We start from the raw sequence: 18,434 nt of genomic DNA, 5'->3' as shown, positions 1-18,434 counted from the left end.
TCCCAAGGAATCGTCTCGGATAGGGTCGCTAACGTAGGCTTCTTCTGCTGAAGCCTGTGGATGCGCTTCTCCTCATCCCAGAATCCACGCTGTCCCATTCAGCTGTGTTGAACTGAACCAATTCTATTGCTTATTTCAAAGTCTGTCAGGGAGCGACGTAAATTTTTCGAGGTGCCCTTAAGAACCCCTTGATGCAGGATCACTTGGCGAACTTCTGGATTTCTCGGTATAATTGGGATAGGAGGTGAGTCATGTCAGTCCTCATCCAAGAGAAGAGGGAGGAAATCGCTGCAGCTTGCTAGCGATACGGGATTGAGCGTCTGCTTATCTGTGGCTCAGCTTTGAGAGAGGTCTTTAGACCTGGAGAAAGCGATAGCAACCTTCTTGTTGAGGTTTGCCCATTGGAAATCACCAAGCGCTTCCACTGAAGATGGTTCTGGCTCCTGCCTGAGCTCACTGCAGCCAGGCGATGGCAAGCGGCAGGCCCAAATAAACAACCACAGCTACACGTGAGATTCAAACCGCGCCTACGTTTGCTGTTGGTTGTCTTCGCAGGCTTCGCCCTGCTTACAAGCGGCATCTACCTGCTCATGCCATTGCAAGGAGCCATCGGCACGGGGCTCTCGTTCATCCTTCTTCCAGGTGTCGCGATGTACTCGGCACTCAACGGGTCACTGTTGTTTGGTGCTGGCTTCGGCCCGTTTGGCAACGGCTTGATCATCGTGTTTGGCTCGGCTGCAGCATGGACTTCGCTAGTCGTGGCGTTCTGTGGGGCCCCAGGGCGCCAATGATCTGTGCATCGACTGAGACGCCTTCGACGGCGCGGTTGTGGCGTCTGCGTTGCTCTGGGCTGGTTCAGGGCAGATGAGCGGCAGGCTGCCGCCGCCTGAATTCACTCCAGCAGGGTCACCGCATCTCCCACCGCCACGGCGCCGGGCTGCAGCACCGACAGCAGGACCCCCGCCACCACCCTGTTGTGGCGGGCTGTGGCGCGCAGGATCTCGATCTGCTCGGGGATGGCCCCCTGGGCCAGGGTGGTGACCACGCAGCGGGGACAGCCCTGCTCCACCTTCAGCTCCAGGCTGGCGCCCAGGCGCAGCCGGCGGCCGATCCAGCCCTCCTCCACGAAGCCGCTGGCCCCGCCCGCGGCGGCGATCAGCAGGTTGGGGCGGAACCGCTCCACCGCGAAATCCAGCTGGGGCTCGAGCTGGCGCAACCGCTCCAGGCTGGCGGTGCTGATGGCGTGAATCGGGCTGGAATCGAAGAAGGTGCCGGCCGGCATCACCAGTTCGTTCACCACATCCTGAAAGGCCCGCTGCTCGATCGGGGGCCAGTACTGATCCAGGCTGGCCCCCTCGGGTGGTCGGTCCAGCAGGCTCACGCGGCGATCGAACCAGCCGGAGAGGGTGGTGTTGATGGCTGGATCACTGCTGAGGATGGCTTCTGATCCCGCCGCTTCGATCCGCACCGGCGGCGGCGGCGCCTCCGGTCGGGGCATGGCCTCGAAGCGGGCCCTGCAGCCCAGCAGGCCCCGCCACAAGCGCGGATTCTTGGCGCTGGCCACTCGATCGGTGGCGTGATCCCAGAGGGCATAGGCCCGGTCGCCGCAGAGGCCGCGCTCGGTGACGGGAACCTGCTGCAGCGACTCCCCCAGCATCGACTTGACCGGATAACGCCACAGCGCCTCAACCAGGCCCACCAGCTGGCCGCTCATCGCTCCACCAGCCGCAGCGAATCCTCGGTGAGCCGCGGCAGCAGCTGCACCAGGTTGCAGGGGCGGGTGTCGCCATCGAGCTGGGCCCGGATCAGGCGGTCCCAGGCCGTGGTCACGGCATCCAGCGATCCCGGCAGCACGAACAGCACCGTGCCGTTGGCCACCCCGGCCAGGCAGCGGCTCTGGAGGCTGCTGGTGCCGATCGTCTCGAAGGAGAGCACCCGGAACAGCTCGCCGAACCCTTCGATCGTCTTGTCGAGCAGCGGACGCACCGCCTCCGGCGTGCCGTCCCGGCCGGTCAGCCCGGTGCCGCCGGTGCTGATCACCACCTGAACGGCGGGATCGGCGATCCAGCCGCTCACCACCGCACGGATGGCGTAGCGGTTGTCGGCCACGAGCTGGCGGTCCTGCAACCGATGGCCCGCCTCACCCAGCCGGTCGAGCAGACGGTCACCGGAAGGGTCAGCCAGACCAGGGTCGGCGCTGCGCCGATCGGAAACGGTGAGCAGGGCTATCGCAAGGCTCAAGGGCAGCAATCACGATTCACTGGCAGGAGCCTAGGGAGGCCGTCAACAGAGCAGGATCGGCGCCAGCTGGGTCTGCTGCCACTGCTTGTTCAGCCGCTCGGTGACCAGGGGGATCAGCCTGAGCCGCAGTGGCCGCCCCGTCCCGACCTCCACCCGCAACGCTGAGTAGGGCCGCCGCAGCCGTGCCCCCTGGCCGCTGCGGCCGACGAACAGCTCGGAGCGGGCCAGGGTGGCCGGCTGCCCGCCGACGCTGCCGCCCAGATCGGCGCCCTCCGGCCGTTGACGGCGCAGGCTGTAGCCACTGCCGCCACAGATCACCCAGGGGATGTGGGCATCACCGTGGCCGGTGGCGCCGGTGCGGAGCACCTCCAGGCAATGGGCGTGGCCCATCAGCACCAGGCTGAGCAGCGGTTGGCGCGGGTCACGGTCATCGGGACCAAGCTCGGCAGCCACCTGATCGAGCACCTGGCGAAGCCGGTGCCGAACCGCCAGGGTCTGCCCCTGAAACCACTTGGTGGCTTCCGTGACATAAGGCGGATGGTGAAGCACCAGGACCCTGCCCCGCACCGCCGGATTGCGCCAGGACGCCACCAGCCGATCCTTCAGCCAGCCCAGCTGTTCATGGTCGACCGTCTGGGCCGCCTCATCACGGTCCAGCTGCTTCTCGATGTCGTTGAGCTGCTCCTCGATCGCCTCCAGCTCTCCGGCCAGGTCATCGGCCCTGTCGCCTTGATCATCCGGATCGAGGGAAGCCGTCCAGCTGCCCCCGAGGGAGAGGCGCAAGCGGGTTCGCTCCAGGATCAATCGCTGCCGCAGGGCGCCCAGTTCGGCCTGGCCGGCCGCTGGATCCGAGCGGGGTCCGGCCAGGGGCTGATTGAAGGTGTTGGAATCCAGCGCAAAAACATCCAGCCCGGCCACCCTGAAGCTGTAATAGCGATTGGGCAGGCGGGTGAATCGGGAAGGCCTGTAGCTGAGGCAGCGCTCCCCATCCAGCTCACTGGCGTAGCACTGATCAAGGTGGTTGCCCAGCTCACTTTCCGGGAGGTGCTGGAGAACATCGAGAAATGCGCAGGCATAGGCTTCGCCGCGGCGGGATCCATGCCAGCCGACATCCAGATCGAGCAGGGGGCTCAACAGCTGCCGGAGCGGGGCGGTCAGACCGGAGAGCAGCCCCAGGGGTGGAGGCAGATCGTAGTAGTCGTGGTTGCCGAGAACCGGAAAGAAGGGAGTGTTGAAAATCATCCGGTCGTAGGCGATGCGATCGGGATGATCGCCATCCACCAACCATTCGCGGTAGGGAACAATGAAGTTGTTGCGATATTGCTCGCTGGAGCCAACCTGATACACCACATCGCCGGTGTGCAGGATGAAGCTCGCCCCCTGGCCGTGGCGGAGCATCAATTCAGCCACCTGACGCTGGGGCCGCTGGCGGCGATGCCGACCCGTGCCGCTGTCCCCCAGCACCAGAAAGGCAAAGGCCGCATCAGCATCGAGCCCCGAATCAAACACCAACCGCGTCTGATCGATCTGCCGGGAGGTGATTGCAGGATGCCGCCAGCGCACCCGCTCCTTCATGCAGCCGATCTTGACGGCAATCGAAGGCTCGATGGTCCAACCCATGGGTTCAGATCCCGACCAGCGGCGTGAAGACAGTGAGACTGGCGGGCAAGCACTCGAAGGTGATCGGGTTGGCTTCCACGATCTCCCCATCGATCACCAGGAGCTGCGGTGGATTGGTCAGGATGCGAATCGTGGAAGCGCGGAAGCAAAGCAGATCATCGCGGTCGGTGGGGGACTGAACGATCGCCGAAGCCGCCAGTGAGGCCAGCGCATTCAAACCCTGCAGGCGGTTGGCGGGGGTGCCGATCGTCACTTCCAGCTGTCCATCATCGGGAATCACCTGACCGAATCCCTGGGCCAGCACGGAGGTGGGTGGCGCCACATTCGCCACGGTGATCGCCACGGCCTGAAGGTCGATTCGTCTGCCGTCGATGTCGAGGGTGGCCTCGAAGGCAGCCTGATTGGCCAGCTGCTGGGCACCGGCCAGCACATAGGCGAGCAGGCCAAGCAGATTCTTGAGTTCCCGGGTGGCACGGTTCACCATCCCCGCCTCAAAGCCCAGGCCGGCCAGCAGGATCATCGGCATCGAATTGCACCGGGCCGCGTCGATCACCCGGCTGTGGCCCGCCAGGATCGTGTTGCAGGCACCCCGCAGATCGATGGGGATGCCGAGTGCCTGGGAAAACGCATTGGCGGTGCCCCGCGGAATGATCCCGATCGGGATGCCGGTGCCGATCACGGCACCAGCCACCGCCGACACCGTTCCATCGCCTCCCGAAGCCAGGATCATCGTGGTGCCGGGATCACTCTCGGGCTGGGCCTGAATCGTGGCGACAATGGCGCGAGCCTGATCGGCGGGATCCAGATCAGGCTTGGTGATCACCACATTCAGGAGAATCTGGGGCTCCAGAATCGAGCGGATCATCGCCAGCTCCTGCTGGGAGTTGCCCTGGCCAGCCACCGGATTGAAGATCAGATAGGCGATCCGGCTGTGGGCCAATCCACGCATCGCCAGGTCGGCGGTGGCTTCATTGAGGGCCAGGGGCGTGTTCTCGATCGCACAAGCCCTGATCAGCAGGAGCAGATCGGCGGTGGCGTGAAGAAAGGCCTCGGCGCTCACGAAATAGATGATCGCCGACAGCTCAGCCGCCATCACCCTGGCGGCCAGCTCGATATCACCGCCGGCTTCGAGTGGCTTCAGTTCCGCCAGCTCCAGAGACGCCGTCCGCCCGTCAAGTCGAAACGACCGGGCCAGCTCCGGCGTGGTGATGACCTGGAAAGCGGCCAGGGCAGGCTTGTACTGACCCACCCAGGTGAGCAGGGCTTCCAGCTCGGATGGATGGGCCAGCAGGGCGAGGGTCTGGGACATCGCGCCTGGAAGCGGCCTTCATGGTGGATGGCCCTGATCCTATGGAGCAGAGGCCGGCTCAGCCAAGCCAGATTTCTTTCCCGAACCAGGAGGAGGGGCCACTGCTGCTGCTACTGCTGTTGCTGCTGCGCCTCTCCGGCTGAATCACAGGAGCGGCAGGATGACTTCTCCTTACTGCCTCGTTCAGCGCCGTGATCACCGCATCGATCACCGTGCGGCTGTTCGCCGCGCTCCGGGAGCGGGCCGGCTGGGCGGAGCGCCAGGTGGCGCTCCCCGCCGGCGCCGCTGCCCCCACCCCGGCCAGCCTGTGGCGGCAGCTGGGTCTGGGGGACACGCTGCCAGCGCAGGTGCGGGTGGCGGTGAACCAGGTGTTCGCCAGCGCCGATCAGCGGCTGGAGCCGGGCGCGGAGGTGGCCTTCCTGCCACCGATCAGTGGGGGCTGAGGGCGATGGCTGATCCGCTTCCGGGCAACATCGCCCTGCAGTTGCAGCTGCACCCCGAACGCTTCGATCCGCTCGTCGCCCTTGCGGCGTGGCAGCGGAGCCTGGCGGCCAGCGGCGCCGAGCCCGCCGCCGCCGAAGCCCACTTCATCGGCCGGGTGCGGGGTGTCACGGCGGCGGGAGTGCCGCTGGAGGCCCTGGAGCTGGAGCACTACCCCGGCATGACCGAAGCGCAGATCTCTCGCCTCGCCGCCGACTGCGCCCAGCGCCATGGCCTGCGGGCCGTGCGGGTGGATCACCGCGTGGGGCGGGTGCTGCCCGGTGAAGCGATCGTGCTGGTGGCGGTGACCGCCGACCGGCGCGGCCCGACCCAGCGCGGTGGCCAGGAGCTGCTTGAAGCCCTCAAACATGAGGCTCCCTTCTGGAAGCGGGAGTGGAGCGGCGGCGTGGGCGCCTGGGTGGAGGGCAACACGGCGTTCTGAGCAGCAGCGTCATGCAGAAGGTTGTTCAACGCCGCGACAGCCTTCAGAAGATCGGCAGCCGCAGCAGCTGGGCCCACAGCTCCGTGCCGGCCGCCAGCGCGCCCAGCTCCGCCGGAATCTCCAGCAGCAGGTCGGCACCCTGCAGCGAACCGATCCGTGAGGAGGCCTGGCTGCCGTCCACCAGCGCCAGCAGCTCGCCATCAGGGCCCACCTGCAGCCGGGCGCGGGCCAGCTCGGGGCGGCCGGCGCCGCGCTTGAGCTCCGCCGCCAGCCGCACCTTCAGGCGCGGCAGCGGCTGCACCGGCGCCCCCTCCAGCAGCTGCAGCGCCGGCAGCAGCAGCTGCAGGGCGGTGATCGCGGCCGCCACCGGATTACCCGGCAGGCCAAAAAATGGCGTGCCAGCGCCCCCATCCCCCAGCCGCCCGAAGGCGAACGGGCGCCCGGGCTTGAGGAACAGCTTCCAGAAGCTCACCTGCCCCAGCTCGGCCAGGAGTGGCCGAATCCAGTCGCTGTCGCCCGCAGACACCCCGCCGGTGCTCACCACCAGATCGCAGCCGGCCGCCAGCTCCAGCAGGGCTGCGCGCAGCTGCACCGGTGCATCGGCCACCACCCGCTGCTCGGCCACCTCCACCCCCAGCCGCGCCAGCAGCGCCGACAGCAGGGTGCCGTTGCTCTCCCAGATCTGGCCCGGGCCGCGCCGGCTGCCGGCAGGCACCAGTTCATCGCCCGTGATCAGCAATCCCAGCCGCGGCCGCCGCCGCACCACCAGCTCCGCCACGCCGCAGCTGGCCAGCCGGCCCAGATCGGCCGGGCCCAGCCGCACCCCGGCTCCCAGCAGCTCCTGGCCGGCAGCGGCCTCCTCATCGGCGGCGCGGATCCAGGGGTTGGACCCCGCTTCACGCATCAGGCTCAGGCGCTCTCCCTCGGCTTCCACCAGCTCCTGGGGCAGCACCCGGGTGGCCCCTTCCGGCAGGGGAGCACCGGTGAGGATGCGGATCGCTTCCCCCGCCAGCAGCGGCGTGGCATAGGGGGCGCCCGGCGCCGAGCGGCCCACCAGGCGCCAGGAGTGTCCCGGCTGCGGGACACTCGCCACCGCCAGGGCATAGCCATCCATGATCGAGGCGCGGAAGCCTGGCACCGCCTCCGCGGCCAGCACCGGCGCCGCGCTCACCCGGCCCAGGGCCTGCGGCAGCGGCAGCCGCTCGCTGCCGGCCAGGGGCGTGAGCGCGGCCAGCACCTGGCGGCGGGCCTCCTCCAGGGGCAGACCCTCGCGGGGGTAAGGCTCAAACGCTGCAGCGCGGCTGCTCATCAGGACTCTCGGCTCAGGAGGGCACGGCGCCGGGATGGGACCAGGCGCCATGGCGTCCGCCTGTTTTGCTCAACAACCGCACCGGGCCGATCGTCATGGCCGGATCGGCGGATTTCACCATGTCGTAGAGGGTGAGCAGGCCGATCTGCACGGCGGTGAGCGCCTCCATCTCCACCCCCGTGGGGCCGGTGGTGCGGGCCATCGCCTCGATGCGCAGGCCGCCGCCATCGGCGCTGGGCTCGATGCGCACCTCCAGGCCCGTGAGCGCAATCGGGTGGCAGAGGGGGATCAGCTCCCAGGTGCGCTTGGCGCCCTGGATCGCCGCCACCCGTGCCACCGCCAGCACATCCCCCTTGGCGGCGCGGCCGTCGAGCACCAGCGCCAGCACCGCCGGGTCCATGGCGATGAAGCCCTCGGCCACGGCACGGCGATCGGTGGCGGGGCGATCGCCCACTTCCACCATGTGCACCTCGCCGCTGGCGTTGAGGTGGCTGAGTGACGGATCGGGCCTGCGGACCTCCGGCACGGGATCCCACGCGAATCTGCGAACGCTAAGCCGGGGTCAGGCGCTCCAGGTGCAGGCCCTCGGTGCTGCCGATGTGCCCCTGGACGTAGCGGGACGGCTGAAACCTGCCCGCCCAGCCGGCGGGGAGCTCTGCCAGCAAAGCCTCGGCGTAGGGATGGCGTCGGGCCAGGCCCTGCAGGGTGTGGGCGGGGTAGATCCGCACCTCCCGGCGACAGACCCGCATCAGCTCAGCGATGGCCCGGCGATGCCAGGCGAAGTCGAAGCCCCCTGTCGGCATCAGGCCCCCCACATCCAGAGGTGCATAGGAGAAGAGCAGGTGTCCGCTCAGCACCAGATCGAAGCTGGCATCGGCGAAAGGAAGCACCGGCAGGGCCGCCTGCACATAGCGCTGGGGCCGGCGGCCGTAGTCGGCGAGGAAGGCCTCCAGCGCCCGATGCTTCTCGGTGCGGTAGGCCTTCAGGTCGAAGCCGGCGGCCAGGTGATCGGCAGCGGCGATCTGCTCCATGGCCAGGGCGATGTCGCCGCGGGCCTGACGATCCAGACACTCGGGGGATGCCCCGTACCAGGGATCCACCGCTGTGACATCAAGTCCCACCTCACCCAGGACCGCGGCCAGCGAACCCGGCCCACCCGGGCAATCGAGCACCGAGGCGCCCAGCCACTGGGCCGGTGCGAGGCCGTACATCTCCAGGCATTCAGCCGCGCTGCGGCCGAAGAAAACGACCCGCCTGAATTCCAGCTCCATGGCCAGCCAGCAGCAGAGGCAAGCCAGTGTCGACCCCTGCTCACCCGAGGCAACCGGCCTCAGCTGCTGGAAAGGGCCGATTAGAAGGGTCTGGGCCCGTTGGCAATGCCCCTGTTGGCAGTGCCCCCGTTGGCAGTCCCCCGCCGGCCGGCGCGTTCCCACCAGCACGACCCTGATCACCCCGTGACCATCGCCCCCCAGCGCACCACCCCTGGACGCGACCGCCTGGAACCCGGCAACGTCTTCCCGCCGCTGCGGCGAGGCCGCCTGGAAACCCTGCAGGTGAACCTCACCTACCGCTGCAATCAGGCCTGCGTGCACTGCCACGTGAATGCCGGCCCGACCCGCACCGAAAGCATGGCGGCAGACGTCCTGGCCCTGATCCCGGCGGTGCTGGCCGCCAGGGAGCTGCGCTGCCTCGATCTCACCGGCGGCGCGCCGGAGCTGCATCCCCAGTTCCGGCAACTGGTGCGACGGGCCCGCGCCCTGGGGGTGGAGGTGATCGATCGCTGCAATCTCACGATCCTGCAGGAGCCTGGCCAGGAGGATCTGGCCGCCTTTCTGGCCGCCGAGGGGGTCACGGTGGTGGCCTCGCTGCCTTGCTATCTGCAGGACAACGTGGAGCGTCAGCGGGGCTCCGGCGTGTTCCAGCGCAGCATCGACGGCCTGCGCCAGCTCAACGCGCTCGGCTACGGCCAGCCGGGCTCGGGTCTGGAGCTGAACCTGGTGTACAACCCCCAGGGGGCGGCGCTGCCACCGGCGCAGGGGCCGCTGGAGGCCGACTACCGCCGGGTGCTGGCGGCCGATCACGGCGTGGTGTTCAACCGGCTCTATGCCCTGGCCAACATGCCGGTGCAGCGCTTCGCGGCGGTGCTGAGCGCCCAGGGGGAGCTGGAGGACTATCGGGAGTTGCTGCGCCGCAGCCACCGCGACGCCAACCTGGAGCAGGTGATGTGCCGCCAGCTGATCAGCGTCGACTGGCAGGGCTTCCTCTACGACTGCGATTTCAACCAGCAGCTGGGGCTGGTGGCAGCGGGACCCGGCAACCGTCCCCATCTGCGGGATCTGCTGGGGCGCGACCCCAGCGGCGATCCGATCCAGGTGGCCGACCACTGCTTTGGTTGCACCGCCGGCAGCGGCTCCAGCTGCGGCGGGGCGCTGGCCGCATGACGCCAGACCCCGAGGAAGACGTGCCGTCAAGCCCAGCCTCCAGCCCTGACTCCAGCCCAGCCTCCAGGCGCTGGCTGCTGCTGCTGGCGGTGGCCGCCCTGGTAGCGCTGTTCTTCCTGCTGGATCTGCCCCGGCAGCTCAGCTTCGACGCCCTGCGCGACGCCCACACCAGCCTGCTGGCCTGGCGCCAGCAGACGCCTGTCCGTGCCGCGGCCCTCTACGGCCTGGCCTATGTGCTGGTTGCCGGGCTCTCCCTGCCCGGCGCGGCGGTGATGACCCTGGCCGGAGGCGCGGTGTTCGGGCTGGGGCTCGGCACCCTGCTGGTTTCATTTGCCTCCAGCGCCGGGGCCACCATCGCCTTCCTGCTCGCCCGCACCCTGCTGCGCGAGCCGATGCTGAACCGCTTCGGCGCCAGGCTGGCCCCGATCGAGGCGGGCCTGCGCCGCGACGGGGTGCTCTACCTGCTCAGCCTGCGGCTGGTGCCCGTGTTCCCCTTTTTCCTGGTGAATGTGGTGATGGGGCTGACCCCGATCCGCACGCTCTCCTTTTACGTCACCAGCCAGATCGGCATGTTGCCCGGCACCCTCGTTTACGTGAACGCCGGCACGCAGCTGGGGCAGCTGCGCAGCCTCGAAGGCATCCTCACGCCGCCGCTGCTGCTGTCGCTGGCGCTGCTGGGCGTCTTTCCCTGGATCGCGCGGCTGGCCCTGGAGCGCTGGAAGCTCTGGCGGGCAGGGCAATGATGGGCCACGAGCGCGGTTGAGGCCGGCCGATGCGCACGGCGCTGGTGCTGATCGATCTGATCAACGACATCACCCATCAGGACGGGGCGATCCCCACCTGCGCTGCCGAAGTGCAGCGGCGGCAGGTGCTGGCTGCAGCCAACCGGGCGCTTGAGCTGGCCCGGAGCCGCGCCTGGCCGACGATCCTGGTGAAGGTGGGTTTCGCTCGTGGTTACCCCGAGCTTCCCAGCCACGCCCCGATCTTCGGCCGCGCCCGGGAGCTGGGCGCCCTCCAGCTCGGTCAGTGGGGAACGGAGTTCCATCCGGATCTGGCGGTGGAGGCGGCCGATCTGGTGCTGGTCAAGCCGCGATTGAGTCCGTTCCACGGCACGGCCCTGGAGCCGGTGCTGCGGGCCGGCGGCATCGAGCAGCTGGTGCTTGGCGGCGTCAGCACCTGCTGGGCCCTGCAGGCGGCGGCGCGGGAAGGCCATGACCGGGATTACCGGGTGGTGCTGGTGGAGGAGGCCTGTGCCGCCTCCACCAGCACAGAGCACGTCCAGGCGATCAACTCCCTGGCCCGCCTGGCCCGCGTGGTGGGGGTCGGCGATCTCGCCGCCCTGTGCTGAGCACCCCTGCCTGAGCGGAGCTGGCCCGTGCCGCCGGAGCAGCGGCGTCAACTGGGGCGTCAGGCGCTGCTCCGCGCCCTGGCGGTGACGCTCTCTTCCCTGGCGGTGAGCGTCTGGCAGCCTCCCTTCGGGCAGTGGTGGATCTGGTCATCGGCCAGCGTGGCCACCGGGGAGGTCACAGCGTCGCGGCGCAAAGGCCTCGATCGCTTCGTGCTGGTGATGCTGGGCGGAACAGTCGCTTTGGTCCTCGTGGAACTGGCGGGCCGGACGCCCGCGTGGATCAGCGGCCTGCGAGAGCGGTAGCGGCCTCCCATGGGAAGGTATGGACATTGCCGCGCGTTGATGCCATGGGCTGGACGCGCCCTTCCACGCGGTTCTGCGCCTTTCTCACCCTGCTCAACGACCGGCTGGGCGAGAGCATCGTGTTTCCGTTGCTGCCGTTCCTGCTGGCCAGCTTCACCAGTGATGGCCGCACCCTCGGCCTGCTGGCCGGCAGTTACGCCCTGGCCCAGTTCCTGTTCACCCCCCTGATCGGCGCGCTGAGCGATCGCTTCGGGCGCAAGCCGGTGATCAGTGCCTGCGTGGCCGGCTCGGTGCTGGGTCTGGGCGGTTTTGCCCTCACCCTCGCCGTGCCCTGGCCGGCCGGCAGCGCCTGGCCGCTGCCGCTGCTGTTCGCCGCCCGGCTGATCGATGGCGTCAGCGGCGGCACCGCCGCCACCGCCGGCGCCGTGCTGGCCGACATCAGCCCGCCGGAGCAGCGGGCCAAGGCCTTCGGGCTGATCGGCGTGGCCTTCGGGCTCGGCTTCATCCTCGGGCCGGCCCTGGGCGGCCTGCTGGCCGGCGTGAGCATCACCCTGCCGTTGCTGCTGGCGGTGGCCGTGGCGGCCGTGAACCTGGTGCTGGTGCTCACGGTGCTGCCTGAAACCCTGCCGACAGCGGCGCGCCGGCAACTGCCCCGCAAGCGTGATCTCAGCCCGCTCAGCCAGCTGCGGAAGGTGTTCACCAACCCCCAGGTGCGGCGCCTCAGCCTGGCCTTCTTCCTCTTCTTCCTGGCTTTCAACGGCTTCACCGCCGTGCTGGTGCTCTATTTCAAGCAGGCGTTCGGCTGGGGACCGGGCCTCTCTGCCGCCGCCTTCCTGGTGGTGGGCGTTGTGGCCACCGTGGTGCAGGGAGGCCTGATCGGCCCCTTGGTGCAACGCTTCGGTGAATGGCGCCTCACCCTCGCCGGCCTCGGCCTGGTGATCACCGGCTGCCTGCTGGTGCCGGCCGCCAACGCCGCCAATGCCCAGCCGGTGGTGTTCAGCGCTGTGGCGATCCTGGCGGCAGGCACTGGCCTGGTCACCCCCTGCCTGCGCAGCCTCGTGTCCCGGCGACTCGACAGCAGCGGCCAGGGTGCCGCCCTCGGCAGCCTGCAGGGCCTGCAGAGCCTCGGCAGCTTCATCGGCCCACCCCTGGCCGGCCTCGCCTACGACCTGGCGGGGCAGAAGAGTCCCTTCTGGCTAGGCATCACCCTGCTGCTCGGGGTGGCGGTGCTGGTAGCCGGAGGTTTTCCCACACAGGGTGGCAAGGAGGCAAGCAAGCCCCATACCGAAACGATCCAGCCTTGATTGCTACCTTGCGGACGGCCAGAACTGCGCGGTGTCAGGGCAATGAGCGATCCAGTGGTGGCCCCCGAGCTTTACATCAACCGGGAACAGAGCTGGATCGCCTTCAACAGCAGGGTGCTGGCCCAGGCACTCAATCCCCGCACGCCGCTGCTGGAGCAGGCGAAGTTCAGCGCGATCTTCAGCAACAACCTCGATGAGTTCTTCATGGTGAGGGTGGCCTCGCTCAAGTCCCAGGTGGATGCGGGCGTCACCGTGCTCAGCGACGACAATCTCACCCCCCAGCAACAGTTGCTGGCCATTCAGGAGAAACTCCGGCCACTGCTGGAACAACAGCAGGTTCACTACCGCCAGCACCTCAAGCAGCAACTGGCCGGGCAGGGCGTCCACCTGGCTGATTACGAGCGGCTCAACAAGAAGCAGAAGGAATGGACGGATCACTACTTCCAGACCGCCATTTTCCCTGTGCTCACTCCCCTGGCTGTGGATCCGGCCCACCCCTTCCCGTTCATGAGCAACCTCAGCCTGAACGTGGCGGCGATCATTCTCGACCCGGAAACCGGGCAGCAGCAATTCGCCCGGGTGAAGGTTCCCCAGAAGATCCTGCCCCGCTTCGTGGAGATCCCCGCCGAACTGAGCAGCCGCGAGCCCACGCCGGTGTTCACCGCCGTTCCCCTGGAGCAGGTGGTGGCCTTCAACCTGCAGCTGCTCTTCCCCGGCATGACGATCGAGGGGCATTACTTCTTCCGCGTCACCCGTGATGCCGACCTGGAACTGCGCGACCTGGAAGCCGACGACCTGATGGAGGCCCTGCAGGAGGGGCTGCGCAAACGGCGTCGTGGCGGTGAGGTGGTGCGCCTGGAGGTGGCCAATGAAATGCCCGATCTGGTGGTGGAGCAACTGCTCGAAGGCACCGATGTGGACCCCGGGGATCTCTATCGGATCAATGGCCCGCTCGGCCTCGATGACCTGATGAGCCTGATGGCGCTCCCCCTGCCGGAGCTCAAGGACAAACCCCACCAGGGGCGTACGCCAACCGCCCTGGTGCGTGCCCAGAAAAGCCAGCTGGAAGACGGCTCGATCAAACCCGATGAATTCCAGAGCATTTTTTCGGTGCTTCGCCGCACCGATGTGCTGCTTCACCACCCCTACGAGCTGTTCGCCACCTCCGTGGAGGAGTTCATCAACCAGGCCGCCGACGACGCCTCGGTGCTGGCCATCAAGATGACCCTGTACCGGACCTCCAAGAATTCGCCGATCATCTCGGCCCTGATCCGGGCCGCCGAGCACGGCAAGCAGGTGATGGCCCTGGTGGAGCTGAAGGCCCGTTTCGACGAGGACAACAACATCCAGTGGGCCCGCCAGCTCGAGCATTCCGGCGTGCATGTGGTGTATGGGGTGCTGGGCCTGAAAACCCACACCAAGATCATGCTGGTGGTGCGCAAGGAAAAGGAGAAGCTGCGCAGCTACGTGCACATCGGCACCGGCAACTACAACTCCAAAACCTCCAGCCTCTACACCGACATCGGCCTGCTCTCGGCCCGGCCGGAGCTGGGCCAGGATCTGGTGGAACTGTTCAACTACCTCACCGGCTTCTCGAAGCAGCAGAGCTTCCGCCGGTTGCTGGTGGCACCGGTGACCCTGCGCAAAGGGATGGAGGCCCTGATTGAACGCGAGATCAGCCACGCCCGCGCTGGTGGCGTTGGAGCGATCCGGGCCAAGATGAATGCCCTGGTGGATCCGGCGATCATCGCCCTGCTTTATGAGGCATCCCAGGCGGGGGTCACGATTGACCTGGTGATTCGCGGCATGTGCTGCCTGCGGCCCGGCCTGGCCGGAGTCAGCGAGAACATTCGTGTCCAGAGCATCATCGGTCGCTTCCTGGAGCACTCGCGGCTGTTCTGGTTCGGCAACAACGGCGAGCCGGAGATGTTCTTCGGCAGCGCCGACTGGATGCCGCGCAATCTGGATCGGCGTGTGGAGGCGGTGGCACCGGTGGATGATCCGAAGCTCAGAGCCCAGCTGGAGAGGCTCCTGGACGCCTATGTCAACGACAACTGCGCCGCCTGGGACATGCAGAGTGACGGCACTTTCATCCAGCGTCAGCCGGAAGGCGAGCTGCACTGCGCCCAGCTCGATCTGATCAAGAAGTGGCGAACCGGCTTACTGGCGGGGCCATAAGTTTGTCTTCTCGGATACAAGCTGGGAACAGTGCGGCCAGATGAAATCTTTGGATTTCAGCGGAAGTGTGGAGCATTTTCGGAATTTTCTGGATTTCGCAACGTCGAACGGCCACTGGTTCTGCTAAGTTCCGCCCATAACTTATGGGAGGCCGAGGTGATGGGGACACCTCCGCGATCCACGGCTGCGTCTGCAGTTCAGGGGGATGGTTCAAAGCCGTCGTCCAGAGTGGGTCAGCAACGAACCAGCGGCCGTCTGAGCGCAGACTCGATCGGGTGGTATCTGAGCACGATCGGACGTGTTCCTTTGCTCACTCCCGCCGAGGAAATCGAGCTCGCCCACCACGTGCAGGGGATGAAGATTCTTCACGCCCTGCCGGCCGATTCGCTCACCCCACGCCAACGGCATCAGATCCGGATGGGCACCAGAGCCCGCGATCGAATGATGGCCGCCAATCTCCGGCTGGTGGTGAGTGTGGCCAAGAAGTATCAGAACCAGGGTCTTGAACTGCTGGATCTCGTCCAGGAAGGGGCGATCGGTCTGGAGCGCGCCGTCGACAAGTTCGATCCGGCCATGGGCTACAAGTTCTCCACCTACGCCTATTGGTGGATCCGCCAGGGCATGACCCGGGCGATCGACAACAGCGCCCGCACCATCCGCTTGCCGATTCACGTCAGTGAAAAGCTCTCGAAGATGCGGCGCATCACCCGTGAGCTCTCCCATCGTTTCGGGCGCCAGCCCAACCGGCTTGAACTGGCCCATGCAATGGGCATCGAGCCCAAGGATCTCGAGGATCTGATCACCCAGAGCGCCCCCTGCGCCTCTCTCGATGCCCATGCCCGCGGTGAAGAAGACCGCAGCACCCTGGGGGAATTGATTCCGGATCCGGCCAGCAACGAATCGATGGATTCGATGGACCGCAGCATCCAGAAGGAGCACCTGGGCTCCTGGCTGTCCCAGCTCAATGAACGCGAGCAGAAGATTCTCAAGCTGCGTTTCGGCCTGGAGGGCACCGAGCCGCTCACCCTCGCCGAGATCGGCCGCACGATCAACGTCTCCCGTGAGCGGGTGCGGCAACTGGAGGCCAAAGCGATCATGAAACTGCGGCTGATGAGCAGCTACCAGCAGGCCGCCTGAGCCGGCTTGGCAACGTTGAGCGGATGGGGTGGCCTCAGTGGAGCCAGTCAGCAGGCGGCTGGGGTTGCAGCCGTGGCTCTCTGGCTCGGGTTGCTGCTGCTGGCAGCCTTCTGGCTGCGGCGGCGCTGGCCCGGGCAGCGGGAATGGAGTCGCAAGCTCGTCCACATCGGCACCGGTCCCGTCGTTGTGATCGCCTGGATCGTCGGCATCGATCGCCCGATCGCCGTGGGAGCGGCGGCCCTGACCACCGCGATTGCGGCGCTCAACCATCGGATCCGGCTGCTGCCGGCCATCGAGGATGTCGGCCGCGCCAGCTACGGCACGATCGCCTATGGCGCCGCCATCACCGTGCTCCTGATTCTGTTCTGGCCCCGGCACCCTGACGCCGTGGCGGCAGGCGTGCTGGTGATGGCCCTGGGGGATGGACTGGCCGGGGTGCTCGGAGCGGCGATCCCTTCGCCGAGCTGGCAGATCTGGGGCCAGCGGAAATCCCTGCTGGGCACCGCCACGATGGGGCTGGTGGGCTGGATTGTTCTGGTCAGTCTGCAGGCAGCCACCGGCGAGGCGGCTGGGCTGGCGCCCGGTGGCCTGGTTGGGGTTGCCCTGGTGGCCACGGCGCTGGAGCAGCTGGCCGTCTTCGGGCTGGATAATCTCACCGTGCCGATCGTGACCGGACTGCTCTGGAGGCTGCTCTCCACTCAGGCCTGAAGCATCCGTTCGCAGCGCTGCTGCCAGTCGTCGTGGGTGCCGAGGCCCGCCACCAGCAGGCGGGAACTGGGCTCCTGCCGCAGCCGGATCTGCCACTGGCGAATCACCTCGGCCCGCTCCATCCACACGTTCAGCACCGTGCGCTGGATCCCCTCCGGATCCCAGCCCCGCTGCCGCGAGGCGGCATAGGCCCAGCCCAGCAGATCATCGAGCTGAAAGGGCCGGAACCCGGCAAAAAGAGGACCAGGCTCCTGAACGGATTCCGTACTTTGCTGCAGATAGAACATCTGGAGCGGCTCAGAAAGACCGCAGAATTGAAGGAGATAGGCCATGTCAGAATCACCCAGGCGCAGTGACTCCGGCAACGTAGACACTCCCGCCCGGGCTGATGTTCAGCCAGAACAGTTCTGGGCCTGAAAATAAATCTGGCACTCGAAGGAATGGAGTGCCAGAGCAGAGTTCAGACCGGCGCCATGGCCGTGGCCTGAACCCCGGCCACAGCCTCTGCCAGCCGATCGAGCACCTCCCGGGTCGTGGCTAGGTCGATGCAGGCATCGGTGATGCTCTGGCCGTAGGTCAGCTGGGACAGATCGGCGGAAATCGCCTGGTTGCCTGCCACCAGATGGCTCTCGATCATCACCCCCATGACATGACGGGAGCCTTCACCGAGCTGGGCGCCCACCTGGGCCGCCACGTCGGCCTGGCGACGGTAGTCCTTGTTGGAATTGCCGTGGCTGCAATCCACCATCAGCCGAGCTGGCAGAGCGGCCCGGGCCAGGGAGGCAGCCGCCGCCGCCACCGCTTCGGGGTGGTAATTGGTGCCGCCCTTGCCGCCTCGCAGCACCAGGTGTCCATCCGGGTTGCCGGTGGTGGACACGATCGCGGCATGGCCGAGCTGACTGATGCCGAGAAAATGGTGGGGCCGTGCCGCCGCCTCCATGGCATTGATCGCCGTGAGGGCACTGCCATCGGTGCTGTTCTTGAAGCCGATCGGCATCGAAAGACCGGACGCCATCTCGCGGTGGGTCTGGCTTTCGGTGGTGCGGGCCCCGATCGCCGTCCAGCTGATCAAATCAGCGATGTACTGGGGAACCACAGGGTCGAGCAGCTCAGTGGCGGCGGGCAGGCCCAGTTCGTTGAGATGGAGCAGCAGGCTGCGGGCCAGCCGCAACCCGGTGTTGATGTCGTAGCTGCCGTTGAGATGGGGATCGTTGATCAGGCCCTTCCAGCCCACAGTGGTGCGGGGTTTCTCGAAGTAGACCCGCATCACCACCTCCAGCTGACCCCGATGCTTCTGCTGGAGCTCCACAAGGGCGTCGCCGTATTCCCGCGCCGCTTTGAGGTCGTGGACCGAGCAGGGGCCGACGATGACCAGCAGGCGTGAATCCCGGCCATGCAGGATCGCCTTGATTCGATCCCGCGTGGAAACAACGGTGGCCGCGGCGGCTGCGGAGAGGGGCAGTTCGCGGTGCAGAACAGCAGGGGCGACGAGCGGCCGGGTCTCCACCACATGGAGATCGGAGGTGGGGTTCATGCCGGTCGCGGTCGAGAACCGAAAACGAATTCATCACCCTAAACAGTCAGAACACCCTCGCTTTGGCAACAGTCGTGACC

At 67.1% G+C, this 18,434-nt stretch carries 20 protein-coding genes; 11 read left to right on the top strand and 9 right to left on the bottom strand.

Annotation, left to right across the window (positions count from 1 at the left end; translation table 11 throughout):
- The first annotated feature begins 539 nt into the window (after positions 1–539).
- Entirely contained in the window at positions 540–791 is a 252-nt protein-coding gene (locus KQ307_RS06635; RefSeq protein ID WP_259727387.1) for a hypothetical protein, read from the top strand.
- 101 nt (positions 792–892) lie between these two features.
- Here the strand turns inward: KQ307_RS06635 and KQ307_RS06630 are convergent, their stop codons facing one another.
- From KQ307_RS06630 to KQ307_RS06615, 4 genes are read right to left on the bottom strand one after another with little or no spacing between them, the layout of a single operon-like run.
- Positions 893–1,714 (bottom strand): MOSC domain-containing protein, encoded by an 822-nt coding sequence (locus KQ307_RS06630; protein ID WP_259727386.1) that lies wholly within the window; start codon positions 1,712–1,714, stop codon positions 893–895.
- Positions 1,711–2,241, bottom strand: coding sequence for a molybdenum cofactor biosynthesis protein B (gene moaB, locus KQ307_RS06625; RefSeq protein ID WP_259702682.1), 531 nt, complete (start codon positions 2,239–2,241; stop codon positions 1,711–1,713). The genes KQ307_RS06630 and moaB overlap by 4 nt, the downstream gene beginning before the upstream one ends.
- A gap of 42 nt (positions 2,242–2,283) precedes the next feature.
- On the bottom strand, positions 2,284–3,861 hold the full coding sequence (locus KQ307_RS06620) for a metallophosphoesterase (RefSeq protein ID WP_259727385.1): 1,578 nt from the start codon (positions 3,859–3,861) through the stop codon (positions 2,284–2,286).
- Positions 3,862–3,865: 4 nt separating this feature from the next.
- Complete coding sequence (locus tag KQ307_RS06615; protein WP_259702684.1) at positions 3,866–5,170, bottom strand: YegS/Rv2252/BmrU family lipid kinase; 1,305 nt, start codon at positions 5,168–5,170, stop codon at positions 3,866–3,868.
- A 191-nt stretch (positions 5,171–5,361) separates the two neighbouring features.
- On the opposite strand from KQ307_RS06615, the gene KQ307_RS06610 reads away from it, so the two are divergent.
- Positions 5,362–5,613, top strand: coding sequence for a MoaD/ThiS family protein (locus KQ307_RS06610; protein WP_311133747.1), 252 nt, complete (start codon positions 5,362–5,364; stop codon positions 5,611–5,613).
- 5 nt (positions 5,614–5,618) lie between these two features.
- Positions 5,619–6,092, top strand: coding sequence for a molybdenum cofactor biosynthesis protein MoaE (locus KQ307_RS06605; RefSeq protein WP_259727384.1), 474 nt, complete (start codon positions 5,619–5,621; stop codon positions 6,090–6,092).
- 43 nt (positions 6,093–6,135) lie between these two features.
- On the opposite strand, the gene glp is transcribed toward KQ307_RS06605, so the two are convergent.
- From glp to KQ307_RS06590, 3 genes are read right to left on the bottom strand one after another with little or no spacing between them, the layout of a single operon-like run.
- On the bottom strand, positions 6,136–7,401 hold the full coding sequence (gene glp, locus KQ307_RS06600; protein ID WP_259727383.1) for a gephyrin-like molybdotransferase Glp: 1,266 nt from the start codon (positions 7,399–7,401) through the stop codon (positions 6,136–6,138).
- Between the two features lie 13 nt (positions 7,402–7,414).
- On the bottom strand, positions 7,415–7,927 hold the full coding sequence (gene moaC, locus KQ307_RS06595) for a cyclic pyranopterin monophosphate synthase MoaC (protein WP_259702688.1): 513 nt from the start codon (positions 7,925–7,927) through the stop codon (positions 7,415–7,417).
- Positions 7,928–7,952: 25 nt separating this feature from the next.
- Positions 7,953–8,672: a class I SAM-dependent methyltransferase gene (locus tag KQ307_RS06590; protein WP_259727382.1), complete on the bottom strand. Its 720-nt coding sequence runs from the start codon at positions 8,670–8,672 to the stop codon at positions 7,953–7,955.
- 183 nt (positions 8,673–8,855) lie between these two features.
- On the opposite strand from KQ307_RS06590, the gene arsS reads away from it, so the two are divergent.
- The 8 genes from arsS (at position 8,856) to KQ307_RS06550 (ending at position 16,820) form a co-directional block, all read left to right on the top strand.
- Positions 8,856–9,842 carry an arsenosugar biosynthesis radical SAM (seleno)protein ArsS gene (gene arsS / locus KQ307_RS06585; RefSeq protein ID WP_259727381.1) on the top strand — a complete coding sequence of 329 codons (987 nt, stop codon included), beginning with the start codon at positions 8,856–8,858 and terminating at the stop codon, positions 9,840–9,842.
- Positions 9,839–10,585 (top strand): TVP38/TMEM64 family protein, encoded by a 747-nt coding sequence (locus KQ307_RS06580; protein WP_259702691.1) that lies wholly within the window; start codon positions 9,839–9,841, stop codon positions 10,583–10,585. The genes arsS and KQ307_RS06580 overlap by 4 nt, the downstream gene beginning before the upstream one ends.
- Positions 10,586–10,614: 29 nt before the next feature.
- The gene (locus tag KQ307_RS06575; RefSeq protein ID WP_259727380.1) at positions 10,615–11,190 is read left to right on the top strand and encodes a cysteine hydrolase family protein; all 576 of its coding nucleotides are present in this window, start codon (positions 10,615–10,617) and stop codon (positions 11,188–11,190) included.
- Positions 11,191–11,217: 27 nt separating this feature from the next.
- The gene (locus KQ307_RS06570; protein WP_259727379.1) at positions 11,218–11,493 is read left to right on the top strand and encodes a hypothetical protein; all 276 of its coding nucleotides are present in this window, start codon (positions 11,218–11,220) and stop codon (positions 11,491–11,493) included.
- A 44-nt stretch (positions 11,494–11,537) separates the two neighbouring features.
- Positions 11,538–12,797, top strand: coding sequence for an MFS transporter (locus KQ307_RS06565; RefSeq protein ID WP_259702694.1), 1,260 nt, complete (start codon positions 11,538–11,540; stop codon positions 12,795–12,797).
- Positions 12,798–12,839: 42 nt separating this feature from the next.
- On the top strand, positions 12,840–14,975 hold the full coding sequence (gene ppk1 / locus KQ307_RS06560; RefSeq protein WP_259727378.1) for a polyphosphate kinase 1: 2,136 nt from the start codon (positions 12,840–12,842) through the stop codon (positions 14,973–14,975).
- A 159-nt stretch (positions 14,976–15,134) separates the two neighbouring features.
- Complete coding sequence (locus KQ307_RS06555; RefSeq protein ID WP_259727377.1) at positions 15,135–16,112, top strand: RpoD/SigA family RNA polymerase sigma factor; 978 nt, start codon at positions 15,135–15,137, stop codon at positions 16,110–16,112.
- 72 nt (positions 16,113–16,184) lie between these two features.
- A complete protein-coding gene (locus KQ307_RS06550; RefSeq protein ID WP_259727376.1) occupies positions 16,185–16,820 on the top strand; it encodes a diacylglycerol/polyprenol kinase family protein in 636 nt (211 codons plus the stop codon).
- On the opposite strand, the gene KQ307_RS06545 is transcribed toward KQ307_RS06550, so the two are convergent.
- Positions 16,811–17,152, bottom strand: coding sequence for a hypothetical protein (locus tag KQ307_RS06545; RefSeq protein ID WP_259727375.1), 342 nt, complete (start codon positions 17,150–17,152; stop codon positions 16,811–16,813). The two genes, KQ307_RS06550 and KQ307_RS06545, sit on opposite strands and share 10 nt — an antisense overlap.
- A gap of 128 nt (positions 17,153–17,280) precedes the next feature.
- Positions 17,281–18,354, bottom strand: a complete 1,074-nt coding sequence (locus KQ307_RS06540; RefSeq protein WP_259702699.1) for a 3-deoxy-7-phosphoheptulonate synthase — start codon at positions 18,352–18,354, stop codon at positions 17,281–17,283.
- Between the last annotated feature and the right edge of the window lie 80 nt (positions 18,355–18,434).

Source organism: Synechococcus sp. CS-1326 (genome assembly GCF_025128115.1).
GTDB lineage: Bacteria > Cyanobacteriota > Cyanobacteriia > PCC-6307 > Cyanobiaceae > Regnicoccus.
The sequence above is the reverse complement of the archived record's forward strand: the minus strand, read 5'-3'. Positions and strand labels throughout refer to the sequence as shown.